The following is a 13,806-nucleotide window of genomic DNA, read 5'->3' on the forward strand; positions in this document are numbered from 1 at the left end:
TAATTTTGTAATTGTAATTATTAAGAAAAATCGAAATGACAGTAACAGATAAAAATATACTTGAAACTTATTCAAACTTATTTGAAGGGCTTAGTTTTTCTAATAAAATTGAACTTATAGAACGACTTACAAAATCTTTAAAAAGTAATAAATCAAAAGAGAATAGTTTTTATAAATCTTTTGGAGCTTTTGCATCTGAAAAATCTGCAGAGGAAATTGTTTCAGAAATAAAATCTAATAGAAACTTTAAGGACAAAGAAATTAAGTTTTAATGGGGTATTTATTAGATACAAGTATTTGCGTTTTCTTTCTTAGAGGAAAACTTAATCTTGATAAAATGGTGAAACAAGTTGGTTTAGAAAATTGTTATATCTCAGAAATAACAGTTGCGGAACTTCGTTTTGGTGCAGAAAACAGCGATGATCCAGTAAAATCGAATAAAGCTGTGGATGTCTTTTTAAGAGGTTTGACGATAATTCCAATTTTTGGTTCAATTAAAAGATATGCTATTGAGAAGGTTAGACTTCGAAAAATCGGAAAGCCAATGAATGATGAATTTGACCTTTTAATTGGAGTTACCGCAGTTGAGAATCAATTGATTTTAGTTACAGATAATACTAAGGATTTTAAACTTTTAGACGGAATTCAGATGGAGAATTGGTTTGAAAGAAATTAAATATTGATTGTTCTGCGTCATTTCTCAATTTTTTAAAATTACTACATGTTTTTTATCGACGTTATTTTACCGCTTTCCTCAGTTAAGCCCCTTACTTATCGTGTTTCTGAGGCTGAATTCCATTTTATAAAAAAAGGAATGCGGGTGGCGGTACCTATTAAAAATAAAATCTATACAGGACTTGTTTTAGATATTCATGAAAATGCGCCGAATTTATATGATGCCAAAGAGATTCATCAAATCTTAGATGAAAAACCAATTGCAACTGAGACACAAATTAAACATTGGCTTTGGGTTGCGAATTATTATATGTGTGGAATTGGCGATGTATATCGAGGTGCTTTTCCAACAGGATTATTATTAGAAAGCGAAACTATAATTTCGAATAAACCTGAAACTGTTGTAAATGACTCTGAACTTTCAGATGATGAGTTTTTGATTTATGAAGCTTTACAACATCAAAGTTCCCTCAAAGTTCAGGACATAATTTCAATTTTGAACAAAAAAAATATTCTGCCGATTCTTCAAAAATTAATGGCAAAAGATATTATTGTTTTAGAAGAAGAAATAAAAGAAAGTTACAAGCCGAAATTGGTTCGTTACGTAAAATTACATTCTCAATACGAAACAGATCAAGGTTTGGGAGAATTGCTTGAAGTTTTGAAAAATGCTAATAAACAAAAAGAAATTGTATTAGCTTATTTTCAACTTTCAGCTTCAGAAAAAAAGCCCATCACAGTAAAAAAACTTACGGAAGTTTCGAATGTGACATCGGCAGTTGTGAAAGCTTTAATTGAAAAAGAAATTTTTGAAGAATATTATCTGCAACATGACAGAGTTTCTTTTGATGGAAAAGCTTCAGAAAAGCAATTGCAATTAAGCGATGCTCAAGAGACTGCTTTCAATGAAATTAAAAATAGTTTATTAGAAAAAGAAGTTTGTCTTCTTCACGGCGTTACGTCAAGCGGAAAAACAGAAATCTACATTAAATTAATCGAAGAATATTTGCAAACAGGAAAACAGATTTTGTATTTGCTTCCTGAAATTGCACTGACGACTCAATTGGTTTCTCGTTTAAGGCTTCATTTTGGAGATAAAGTCGCAGTTTTTCATTCGAAATACAGCAATAATGAAAGAGTTGAAGTTTGGAAACAAACGCTCGAAAATTCACCAAAAGCACAAATTGTAATAGGAGCGAGGTCGGCTTTGTTTTTGCCTTTTAATGATTTAGGATTATTGATTGTTGATGAAGAACACGAGCAGACTTTTAAACAGACAGATCCTGCGCCAAGATATCATGCGAGAGACAGCGCGATAGTTTTGGCTAATTTTCATAATGCCAAAGTTTTATTAGGATCAGCAACGCCAAGTATTGAGACTTATTTTAATACGCAGAATGATAAATACGGTTTAGTAACGCTTACAGAACGTTATAAAAATGTTCGTATGCCTGAAGTTGTTTTGGTGGATTTGAAAGACAAGCATTTCAGAAAAAAAATGACGGGGCATTTTAGTGATCTTTTAATCGAGGAAATTGCCGAAGCTTTGTCTTTGGGTGAACAAGTTATTTTATTCCAAAACAGAAGAGGATATTCTCCTATAATAGAATGTTTGACTTGCGGACACGTGCCTCATTGTCAGCAATGCGATGTGAGTTTGACATTTCATAAATTTAAAAACCAATTGCGTTGTCATTATTGTGGATATTCGATTGCAAAACCAACGCATTGTCATAGTTGTTCGAGTATTGATTTGACAACAAAAGGTTTTGGAACAGAGCAAATTGAGCAGGAGCTTGTTTCTCTTTTTCCAAAAGCCAAAACGGCGCGAATGGATCAGGATACTACACGTGGAAAATTTGGCTTTGAGAAAATCATTGATACATTCAAAAATAGAGAAATCGATATTTTAGTCGGGACACAAATGTTGGCTAAAGGTTTGGATTTTGATAATGTAAGTTTGGTCGGAATTATGAATGCCGATAATATGTTGCATCATCCGGATTTTAGAGCTTTTGAGCGCAGTTTTCAAATGATGACTCAGGTTGCCGGAAGAGCAGGAAGATCAGAAAAACAAGGTAAAGTTGTGATTCAGACTTATAATCCAAATCATAATACCATTCAGCAGGTTACCAATCATAATTATGCAGGTATGTATAAGGAACAATTATACGATCGCCAAATCTATAAATATCCTCCTTATTTCAGAATAATAAAGCTTACTATAAAGCATAAAGATTTTGATAAATTGAAAGAAGGCTCGATGTGGTTGTATCAGGTTTTGAGCCAAAATTTGAACATGCCGGTTTTAGGTCCGGAAGAACCGGCAATCAGCAGAATCAGAAATGAATATATCAGAACGATATTAATTAAGATCCCGCAAAACCTGCATTTAGGAAACACAAAAAAAACTATTCAGAAAATGCTGAATAGTTTTGAAGCTGTTGCTCAATACAGAGCTATAAAAGTTGTTGTGAATGTCGATTTCTATTAAGACGAAGTAGATAAAGCTTTAACCAAATCTTCTTTTTTGTTTCGGCTTAACGGAATTTTTGTAATTCCAATTTCTGCAAATTTGCTGTTGAAGCGTTCTACTTTATCAATATTAATAATATAGGACTTGTGCACACGAATAAATTTATCTTTTGATAAATCGTTTTCAAAAGATTTCATAGTTGAAAGAACCAAATTGCTGTCATCTTCTGTAACCACTCTAACATAATCTCCAAATGCTTCGATCCATTTGATTTTTGCAGTAAAGATTTTTAGTTTTTTAAGATTACTTTTGATGAAAATATGTTCGCCTTCTTCTTCTTTGACTTCTTTTTTAAGCAAGTGCATATCGATTGCTCTTTTGACAGAAGCGTTGAATCGATCGACCGCGATTGGTTTCTGCAGATAATCGGTGGCATCATAGTCAAAAGCTTTTAAAGCGTACTCTGCTTTAGAAGTAATAAATATAATTTGCGGTTTTGATTTTAGTCCGTCAAGGAAGTCAAAACCGTTAATAACTGGCATTTCAATATCTAGAAATATTAAATCGATATTATTTAAAGAGATACAGCTTTTTGCTTCTATTGCATTAGAAAAATCCCCGATTAAGTGCAAACCTGGGTGATTATTAACTAATTTTGCAATAATGGTCCTCTGTATAGAACTATCATCTACAACAACACAGTTTAGTTTCATAACATTTAAATTTAGAATAAATTCAGGATAGCATTAGTAAAAGTATTATTTTTTTTGTAAAAAAACCTAAACTGAGCATATATTTTTTGTAGTATGACGAATAAAAGCAAAAAAGTGTTGTTTTTTTAAAATTAATGATTACTTTTGCACCCAATTTTAACAAATAAATATTGTATTTATGAATCATTATGAAACTGTTTTCATTTTAAATCCCGTTTTATCTGAGGTTCAGGTGAAGGAAACAGTAACGAAATTTGAAGAATTTCTTACTAGTAGAGGAGCTGAAATGGTATCGAAAGAGGATTGGGGTCTTAAAAAAATGGCTTACGAAATCCAAAACAAAAAAAGTGGTTTTTACCATTTATTCGAATTCAAAGTAGCTGGAGAAGTTCTTGTAGCTTTTGAAACTGAATTTAGACGTGACGAAAGAGTTATGCGTTTCTTAACTGTAAGTTTAGACAAACATGCTATTTCATGGGCGGAAAGAAGAAGAGCTAAATTAAAATCTACTAAAGCGTAATTATTATGTCTACAATCGAGCAATCTGCAAAAGGAAAAAAAGACGGAGATATCAGATATTTAACGCCTTTAAACATTGAAACTAACAAAACTAAAAAGTATTGCCGTTTCAAAAAATCAGGAATCAAATACATCGATTATAAAGATGCTGATTTCTTATTGAAATTCGTAAATGAGCAAGGAAAAATTCTTCCTCGTCGTTTAACTGGAACTTCATTGAAATACCAAAGAAAAGTTTCTGTAGCTGTAAAAAGAGCTCGTCACTTAGCTTTAATGCCATACGTGGCCGATTTATTAAAATAGTATAAAAAAATCTAGTCGCTGGTTTCTGTTTTATCAGAACCTAACTTCTAAAATATAAGGACAACAACATGGAAATTATTTTAAAACAAGACGTACAAAACGTAGGATTTAAAGATGATGTAGTATCTGTAAAACCTGGTTACGGTCGTAACTTTTTAATTCCTCAAGGTTTTGCTACTTTAGCAACTCCTTCTGCTAAAAAAGTTTTAGCTGAAAACCTAAAACAAAGAGCACACAAAGAAGCTAAAGTTGTTGCTGATGCTAAAGCATTAGCTGAAACTTTAAAAGCTCTTGAAATTAAACTTACTGCAAAAGCTGGTGGAGAGAAACTTTTTGGTTCTATCACTAACATCGATATCGCTGAAGCTTTAGAGAAATCTGGTAATGCTATCGATAGAAAATTCATCACTAGCGGTGTTGTAAAACGTTTAGGAAAATACAATGCTACAGTTCGTTTACACAGAGATGTAATCGTTGAATTAGCTTACGAAATTGTTGCTGAAAAGTAATAGTTTTAAAAACTATACAAAAATCCCGATGAAAATCGGGATTTTTTTTGTTTAATACACATCAATAGTAATAATTAGACTTATGGTTGGTAGCTTATAGCGTATTGCTTAAAGCTTACAACGTAAAGCATAAAGCCTAAAATAAAAATGAAATACGCAAGATTAACAAAAGAACAATTTGATGAATTGCATGCCGAATTTGCCAGTTTTTTGGCTACTCAGGCAATTGATAAAGCAGAGTGGGATTCTCTTAAGATAAATAAACCGGAAGTTGCTGAACAAGAATTAGATGTTTTTTCAGATTTAATCTGGGAAGGTGTTTTGTCAAGGGCTGAATTTTTGGAGCATTTTTCAAAAAATCATATTTTTCTTTTTCAATGCTTTGAAACTCATGTCCAATCTATCGTGTTGAAATCGCTAGTTCCGGAAACAGATTTCTTAACTCAGGAAGGTTTGCAATGGTTAGGTGATAATATGTTTACGGAAACTATTGAAATGAAAGTTGGCAAAAAAGTATTTACTGAGGATAGAAATACTTCTATTTTTGAATTGATTCAACAAGGTGCTTTTTTAAGTGATGGACAATTGTTTAAACAAATTAATACAATTATAGAGTCTTAAAGTAGATAGTTTTTTTTTTTTTTTTATTATAAATGAAGGTTAAACAGTTTGCAGGTAAATTGTTTAACTTTTTTTATTTTTTTAACATTTGTTTAATCTTTAAAATTATTTTAGCCAAGTACTTTTACCTGTTTGTTTGATATTTGTCAATTTTTTAAGGATTCAGATAATGAAATGCATGTTTTTAAATCTTTGTTGGTTTTTATGTTAAAACTATATCGTTTGAAATTTAATTTTTGTAAGTTTTTTATTTCTTTTAAAAAAATTAACCACAAATAAACGTTGTTTTTACACACTTCGTAAAGTTTAGATTATCTAGTTAAAACGCGGTTTTTTCTTATATTAACACCCCTTATTTGAGTTTTTTAATCTTGAGTATGTGAAAAAAATAAGAATATTCGATTGTTTTTTGTTTTTATTTTTGTTATTTTTGAAATAGAAACGTTAAACAAAATTATTTAATTGTTTTTTTAAGTGGCATTCTTTTGAATGTTTTTGTTTAATGTTTTGGCCTTTGACTATAATCCGTTTTCAATATTGTAAGTAACTTAATTTATATGCGTATGGAATTGACAATTACTTTTGTTATCGTGTTTGCATTAAGTGTTCAAATTGTTATTATTTTATTTTTTAGCTTTCTTAAGGCTTTGAAATTTGTTCGCAAAGTTTCATTGAATCCAACTCTGGATTTATTTCAAAAATATATTTATTGTAGTAGCTCATTTCCTAAACCCAGTTGGCGGTATGTTAATGAATAACGTTGTGTCGTATTTGTGAAAATTCGATTTCAATTTTTTATTTAAAGTTTCAATTTAGTATTTCCAGAGTACTATGATTTATAGAAGCCTAATCAATTTCTATTGGTATTGAAACAACATTTTTTTTATTCTCCCATACATATTAATTTAATTTTTCATTATGAAAATTAAAATTCAAACAAATCACTTCATCAGGAAGATTGGTCTAGATCAGTATTTCCTAAATGTTTTGGGAGAGTTCTTATTCAAAATGAATAAAAGTACTCTTTGGTATACATAGACAGATGTATACAATTATGATTTTTTTTGTTGAAATGTAATTTAAGGTTAAGCCCCAAACGCTTTAAATTTCGTTTTTAATAGTTGATTATTAGTGTTTTTTAAAATTGCGTAGGCATGTGTGCTTAACGCAGCAGGCTTTTTATTGTCCATTTTCTAATCTTCCAAATTATGAAAAAAAATTTTACTTTTTGTAATCTCAACTTTCAGAAGAGATTAATGGGGCTATTATTTTTATTCCTATTATGTAGTAATGCTTTTTCTCAGACTGTTTGTAGACCAGTGTCGCAAACAAACAGTCAAGCAGGTTTATTATGTGTAGGTTTAGATGTAAGCAACCCAACATTGGCCTATGATAATGATCCGGGCCTAACGACATTTGCAACTCTGCAAAATGCGGTTGGACTTCTTTGTCTGGTTGAAGAGACCATGACATTGAATCAGACTGTGAGAGCTGGAGATGAAATTGTACTTTATTTAGGAACAGGAAACGGTTTGCTTGACGTTGGACTTTTGTCTAATGTCTCAATACAAACTAAGCTTTCAGGAACAGATGTAGGCCCAAGAGTGGCGTTGAATAGCCCAGTTTTGAACTTAAGTTTATTATCTGGAAATGCTATTGGCGAGGTCCGATACACCGTTCCTGGAGATGCAAATCAAGTACAAATTCAGGTAGGTGGAATTTTGAGTCTTTTGGTAAATTTAAGAATTTATGATGTTCGTTTGGATTTTGCCAAACCTACAGTGACAGGAGGTTTAAATCAGACGATTTGTTCTGGAGCATCCACAACTTTGATTGCTACTCCTGTGGCTGGTACTTCCTTAGCATGGTACAGTTCAGCTTCATCGACAACAGCATTAGCAAATGGAAATACTTTAGTTACTCCAAATTTAACTGCCGATACTACTTATTATATAGGTGTGGTTAGAGCAGGCGGATGCGAGGGTAACAATCGTGTGCCAGTCGTTGTTAATGTATCAAATCCTGTAGCTCCTGCAATTAGTTCTTCGGGAACTTCAGTATGTTCTTCAGGGGCAACGCAGCAAACTACGCTGTCTTTAATTAACCCAATTCCAGGGACTACCTATAATTGGTATTCTTCACCAGCAAGTACTACGGTATTAGCTTCGGGAAATTCTTATTCTCCAACCGTTCCTCTTGGAACAACTAGCTTTTATGTGGAAGCTGTTATAGGTAGCTGTATTAGCCCTACTCGAACTCAAGTTGACGTAGTTTCGGTTGCAGTTCCTGCTGTACCTACAGCATTGACACAAAGCGTAACAATCCAATCGGGACAGAATGCAACATTAAGCGCAACAACATCTGAAGCTGGAGTAACGCTAAATTGGTATGATGTTCCAACAGGAGGAACCGCTATTGCGACTAATACAACAACTTTTACAACTCCAATTTTAACTGCTACTAAAACCTACTATGTAGAAACTCAGAGTGCAACGGGCGGATGCGTAAGTGCTTCTAGAATTGCTATTACCGTTAATGTAATAAATACTCCATTAGGAGGTTGTTTGCAGGCTAACAGTCAGCAAACAAGTTTAAATGGTATTTGTTTGTTGTGTAGTAGTACGAATCCAGATAATTCTGTTGATGGTGATATTAATACTGCGGCACGTTTGACAGTACCAGTTGGTTTGATAAATGGATGGATTCAGCAAACATTGCAATTTAACAATCCAGGCAAAGCAGGTGATATAATTGATGTTGAATTAGAATTGCCAGGAGGTGTTCTTGATTTAAGTTTGTTGAACTATATTAGTTTGGCAACATACAACGGAACTACATTCAATAATGATAGAGTTTCGATAAATAATTTAGTAAGTGTTCAATTATTAGGAGGAAACCGTTTTAGAGCGAGTATTACTGCGGGCGCAAATTTTGACAGAGTAGAAGTTCGCTTGGGTGGTTTGGTTTCTGCCTTAACAAGTTTAGATATTTATCAAGCAAGCTATAGATATAGTGATCCAGCTATTACTGGAAGTCAAAATATTTGCAGCGGACAAAATACTACAATAACTGCAGGCCTTGCTGTTGGAGAAACCGTTAATTGGTATTCTGCAGCCACTGGTGGTTCTTCATTGGCAAGTACTGCAGCTTTTACAACGCCAAATTTGACTGCAGATACAACCTATTGGGCAGAAATAACTCGAAATGGTTGTGTAAATAGTGTTCGTTTTGCAGTACCAATTACGGTTAATAATCCTGTAACGGCAACTCTTACCGGAGGTTCAGCAAGTGTTTGTGCAGGACAAACTGCAACAATAGCAGTTCAATCTCCAATGGTGGGAACAACTTATAACTGGTATGATGCAGCGGCAGCTGGGAATTTAGTATTCACTGGAACTTCTTTTACGACACCAGCATTAAATTCTTCGACAAATTACTATGTTGAATCAGTAATTGGAAGTTGTGCTAATTCTACACGTGCACAAGCAGCAATTACTGTTAATCCTTTGCCAGCAGCTCCAATTGTGGCTTCTTCAACAGTAATTATTCCTTCAGGACAAGTTGTTACTCTACAGGTTTCAAATCCTTTGGCTGGAGTAGCTTACGATTGGTACGATGTTTCAACAGGAGGAACAGCATTAATCACTGACAATCCTAGTTATACACCGAGTCCAGCTTTAACAGTGGACAAAACGTATTATATTGAAGCAAGAAGTACTTCAAATTGTGTTAGCGCAACTAGAACATCAATAAATGTTGTTGTAACGCCAGTAGCACCAATTACTTCTTGTTTGCAGGCAAATGGACAGGTGACTTCGCAAGGTGGCGGAATAACACTTTGTGCTACATGTTTTGCTACTACTCCTGGTGCTTCTGTTGATGGAAGTAGTACAAGCGCTGCTAGATTGACAGTGCCAGTTGGTTTAGTTGGAGAATATATTCAACAAATGCTTACTTTTTCGACTTCAGGAAAAGCGGGAGATATTATAGATGTTGAATTAGGAATCCCTGGCGGAATAGCTGATGTAAGTGCACTTTCATATATAACGCTTAGAAGTTATAATGGAGTGGCAGCTAATAGTGATCAAGTGAATATTGGCTCATTAGTAAGTGTTCAGTTATTAGGCGGTGAGCGTTTCAAAGCAAGTTTTGTAACATCTGGTGATTTTACAGCGGTTGAAGTTCGTTTAGGAGGAATTGCAACATTATTAACTAGTTTAGATATTTATGAAGCTTCATTCAGATATAAAGAAGCAGCAATTACAGGGGCATCTTCTCCGATTTGTTCTGGAACTTCCACAACATTGACTGCTTCTACTACTGCAGGTGATACACTTAATTGGTATGATGTTGCTAGTGGCGGTACAGCTTTGGCAACAAATACAAACGCTTATCCTACAGGAAATTTAACAGCTTCAAAAACGTATTACATAGAGGCAGTTCGCGGTGGTACATGTATCAATAGTGTTCGTCAGCCGGTAACAGTAACGGTATTACCTTTGTCTGTTGCGGCAGATATAACTATTGCAAGTCCAGTCGTGTCATCGTGTGATGGAACAGCCGTTTTGGCTCCAACTTCTGGTTTAGCAGGAGCACAATTTAAGTACTATACAGATCAACTTAAATCACAAGAAATTATTACTGGATCTACAGTTGCAGGACAGCCAGGAGTAACTTTTTCTAAAAATACGTCAACTGGAGCACTTACTATAAATGGATTTACTTCAGGAGCATCTTATACATATTATGTTGCTGTTGGAAATGCTACAAGCTGTGATAATGCTATCAATACTCTACAGCCGGTAGTTGTTAGTTTCCCAGCAACAATGACAACTTTGGCAGTTACTTCGCCATTAGTGGCTTGTGGAAGTGCGAATTTGAAAAATGCAATTACAACACTTGATACAAGCGGAAATACAACTTATACTTTCTTTGATCCTTCAAACACAGTTATGACGGATGAAGCGGCAATGAGTATAACGATTAGTGGTGTTTACTCAATTCAAGCTCAAGGTAGCGGAGATGATTGTCCTTCTGCAAAACAAGCAGTTACGGTTACAGTTAATTCGCTGCCAAGCTTGACTGTCGATCCAGCACAATCTGTTGCTCAGGGTACAAACGTGACTTTGAATGCGACTTCAAACGGTACATTGGCATGGTATGACCCGCAAGGAAATGCATTGGCAGGACCTCCGTTTATGACAGGAGCTCTAAATGTTCCTGGAATTTATACTTATACTGTCGTAGCAACATTAGGAACATGTTCAGTTACAGGAACTTTATCTATCAATGTTAAAGATCCAGACAATTGCCAACTATTAACAGAAAGAGTATATGCTGATGGTCAAAGTTCTGGTTCTATAATCACAGGAGGTGTTGCAAACGGACCAAATGCAATTGACAAAAATTCGCAAACATTTTCGACTATCGTAACTGGGCTTGGGGTGTTAGGAGTTGGTACAACTTGGCAAGATCTAACATGGTCTAGTAATATTATAAAAGGAACACCAGTTACAATTAAACTTGGATCTGAATTCAGCGGATTGGGTGTAGCGCAAGGAGTTTCAGTGATTGGAACTAAGGCAGGTGTTGATATTGGAGTATTACAACCAGTTTCTGGAGCACTTTTGAATTTACTTCCAGGAGATAATGCATACGAATTTACTTTTGTTCCTTCAAATGCGGCAGGTCCACAAGATTATGATGGTGTCAGAGTTGTATCTGGTTCACTTTTGAGTGTGGCTCAAAACACTAAAGTATATGAAGCTTATTATAATAAGTCTGTTGCTACAGTTGCTTGTACCCCAGGAGACATTCAAGATATTTTTTATGGAACAACTGATTTAGGACTTCCCGTAGGGGCATTAACTGCAACTGTTGGAGTTAGCGATGCTTGGAATATAGCTGACAATGATGTTACGACTTTTGCAACGATGTATAGTGGTGTTGGAGCTCTTGCTGCAGCAGATATGACGGTTCAATTCAAAACGCCATCTATAGTAAGCGATACGTTGAGAATTGTGATTTCAAAGCCAGGTACAATTTTGAATGTTAATTTATTGACAGGCTTTAGCATTCAGCGTTATTTAGGAAACGTTGCAGTTGGAGCACCAATTCAAAATAATAGTACATTATTAAGCTTAAAATTATTATCAGCTAATACGATGGCGATGGTGTTGGTTTCTTCGCCAACCGAATCATATGACAGAGTAAGAATCCGTTTTGGCGGTGTTGCAGGGGTTTTAGAATTCTTACGAGTTCATACAGTTGAACGTGTTGCGAATACTTCGGTTATAGGAGGAGGATCAACAAATAAGGTGACAGTCTGTCCTGGAGGTACTGTAACGCTTCAAATACCAGAAGAAGCATGTTCTACTTATGTTTGGTATGATTCACCTACCGGTGGTTCTATCGTAGCTAGTGGTTTAACATATACTGTCCCAGCATCATTAGCAGCGGGAACATACAAATACTATATTCAACCAGTACGTTATGGTTGTGAAGCAATGACAAGAGGAGAAGTTACTGTTGAGGTTAGAGCAACAAGCCCAGAGAATATTTTAGCAGATATCACTTTGAATGGGGGGGCAACAACTTCAATTTGTGCTCCTTCAGGAACTGTGACTTTGGCTACAAGTTTAGTGGGAACATTTACGAATCCAATTTATCATTGGTACAAATTTGACGGGACTGCAAGCCAACCAGTTGCTGGTGCTACAGGATCATCATTGACTGTGAGTGGTTTAATTCCAGGAACTTACACTTATTTTGTTGGTGTAAGTTCAGATGAATATTGCGAAACTGCTGAAGCAGATAGAAAACAAATAACATTTACTATTTTGCCTCCTTCAGTTGCAACAGATATCCAAGTAGACGATTTAACAGTGTGTAATGGAGTTGCAGCGTCATTGACGCCGATTGCACCAACATTGACAAATCCTATTTTCACGTGGTACGCTGACAACAATAAAACTCCTCTTGTAAACAATACGCCTGCAGGAGTAACTTATTCAGTAAGCACTACGGGAGTTTTAACGGTTACAGGTTTAACACGCACTGTGAGTCCAATAACTTATTATGTTGCGGTTTCTAGCGATGGAACTTGTGAAAATTTAATAGAAACATTACAAGATGCAGTAATTATTATTAGTGATCCAAATACACCAACTACAACAAATTCTACTCAGAATTTCTGTTTGATCAATAATCCGACAGTTGCTAATATCCAAGTAAATGAATCTAATGTAGTTTGGTACAATAGTAACACATCAACAACTCCTTTGTTATCTACTGATGCTTTGGCGAGTGGAACCTATTATGCTACAGCAAAAGATCCGATTACGAATTGTGAAAGTAGTGTTCGTCTGGCAGTTGTTGTTAACGTAAACAATCCAGGAACTCCGACATTGGTAAACGCAGGAACACAAAACTTCTGTTTGGTAAATGCTCCGACATTTGCAAGCGTTCAGTTCAATGAGACAAACATCGTTTGGTACGATGCTATGACAGCAGGAAACTTGATTCCATCGACTCAGGCCTTGGCAAGCGGCACTTATTATGCTTCAATCAGCGATCCGGCAACAGGCTGCGAAAGTGCGATAAGATTGGCAGTTGTAATCAATGTAAACGATCCTGGCACACCGACATTGGTAAACGCAGGAACACAAAACTTCTGCTTGATCAATGCTCCGACATTCGCAAGCGTTCAGTTCAATGAGACAAACATCGTTTGGTATGATGCTATGACAGCAGGAAACTTGATTCCATCGACTCAGGCCTTGGCAAGCGGCACTTATTACGCTTCAATCAGCGATCCGGCAACAGGCTGCGAAAGTGCGACCAGATTGGCAGTTGTAATCAATGTAAACGATCCGGGCACACCGACATTGGTAAATGCAGGAACTCAGAACTTCTGCTTGATCAATGCTCCAACTTTTGCAAGCGTTCAGTTCAATGAGACAAACATCGTTTGGTATGATGCTATGACAGC

Annotated in this window: 9 protein-coding genes; 8 read left to right on the forward strand and 1 reads right to left on the reverse strand. The window is 35.2% G+C overall.

Annotation, left to right across the window (positions count from 1 at the left end; all coding sequences use genetic code 11):
* The first annotated feature begins 35 nt into the window (after positions 1–35).
* The 3 genes from H600_RS0114230 to priA are packed head-to-tail and all read left to right on the forward strand — an operon-like array spanning position 36 to position 3,169.
* The gene (locus tag H600_RS0114230) at positions 36–272 is read left to right on the forward strand and encodes a hypothetical protein (protein WP_026729420.1); all 237 of its coding nucleotides are present in this window, start codon (positions 36–38) and stop codon (positions 270–272) included.
* Complete coding sequence (locus H600_RS0114235) at positions 272–676, forward strand: type II toxin-antitoxin system VapC family toxin (RefSeq protein WP_026729421.1); 405 nt, start codon at positions 272–274, stop codon at positions 674–676. Before H600_RS0114230 ends, H600_RS0114235 begins: the two co-directional genes overlap by 1 nt.
* A 45-nt stretch (positions 677–721) precedes the next feature.
* The gene (gene priA / locus H600_RS0114240; RefSeq protein ID WP_026729422.1) at positions 722–3,169 is read left to right on the forward strand and encodes a replication restart helicase PriA; all 2,448 of its coding nucleotides are present in this window, start codon (positions 722–724) and stop codon (positions 3,167–3,169) included.
* On the opposite strand, the gene H600_RS0114245 is transcribed toward priA, so the two are convergent.
* Positions 3,166–3,864, reverse strand: a complete 699-nt coding sequence (locus tag H600_RS0114245) for a LytR/AlgR family response regulator transcription factor (protein WP_026729423.1) — start codon at positions 3,862–3,864, stop codon at positions 3,166–3,168. The genes priA and H600_RS0114245 overlap by 4 nt on opposite strands.
* Positions 3,865–4,042: 178 nt before the next feature.
* Between H600_RS0114245 and rpsF the strand changes: the two genes are divergently transcribed.
* The 5 genes from rpsF to H600_RS22125 form a co-directional block, all read left to right on the forward strand.
* Positions 4,043–4,384 carry a 30S ribosomal protein S6 gene (gene rpsF, locus H600_RS0114250; protein ID WP_026729424.1) on the forward strand — a complete coding sequence of 114 codons (342 nt, stop codon included), beginning with the start codon at positions 4,043–4,045 and terminating at the stop codon, positions 4,382–4,384.
* A 5-nt stretch (positions 4,385–4,389) separates the two neighbouring features.
* Entirely contained in the window at positions 4,390–4,686 is a 297-nt protein-coding gene (gene rpsR / locus H600_RS0114255) for a 30S ribosomal protein S18 (RefSeq protein ID WP_002987043.1), read from the forward strand.
* Between the two features lie 68 nt (positions 4,687–4,754).
* A complete protein-coding gene (rplI, locus tag H600_RS0114260; protein ID WP_026729425.1) occupies positions 4,755–5,195 on the forward strand; it encodes a 50S ribosomal protein L9 in 441 nt (146 codons plus the stop codon).
* A gap of 147 nt (positions 5,196–5,342) precedes the next feature.
* Positions 5,343–5,816, forward strand: coding sequence for a DUF6495 family protein (locus H600_RS0114265; protein WP_026729426.1), 474 nt, complete (start codon positions 5,343–5,345; stop codon positions 5,814–5,816).
* A gap of 1,256 nt (positions 5,817–7,072) precedes the next feature.
* The coding region (locus tag H600_RS22125) for an Ig-like domain-containing protein (RefSeq protein ID WP_425337361.1) at positions 7,073–13,806 on the forward strand (6,734 nt) is incomplete at its 3' end.

It is taken from the genome of Flavobacterium denitrificans DSM 15936 (assembly GCF_000425445.1).
In the GTDB taxonomy this organism is placed as follows: domain Bacteria; phylum Bacteroidota; class Bacteroidia; order Flavobacteriales; family Flavobacteriaceae; genus Flavobacterium; species Flavobacterium denitrificans.

Bases quoted from the DNA above. Each gene is read 5' to 3' on its own strand.
- H600_RS0114230 (WP_026729420.1), top strand. From the start codon at position 36: ATGACAGTAACAGATAAAAATATACTTGAAACTTATTCAAACTTATTT.
- H600_RS0114235 (WP_026729421.1), top strand. From the start codon at position 272: ATGGGGTATTTATTAGATACAAGTATTTGCGTTTTCTTTCTTAGAGGA.
- priA (WP_026729422.1), top strand. From the start codon at position 722: ATGTTTTTTATCGACGTTATTTTACCGCTTTCCTCAGTTAAGCCCCTT.
- H600_RS0114245 (WP_026729423.1), bottom strand. From the start codon at position 3,864: ATGAAACTAAACTGTGTTGTTGTAGATGATAGTTCTATACAGAGGACC.
- rpsF (WP_026729424.1), top strand. From the start codon at position 4,043: ATGAATCATTATGAAACTGTTTTCATTTTAAATCCCGTTTTATCTGAG.
- rpsR (WP_002987043.1), top strand. From the start codon at position 4,390: ATGTCTACAATCGAGCAATCTGCAAAAGGAAAAAAAGACGGAGATATC.
- rplI (WP_026729425.1), top strand. From the start codon at position 4,755: ATGGAAATTATTTTAAAACAAGACGTACAAAACGTAGGATTTAAAGAT.
- H600_RS0114265 (WP_026729426.1), top strand. From the start codon at position 5,343: ATGAAATACGCAAGATTAACAAAAGAACAATTTGATGAATTGCATGCC.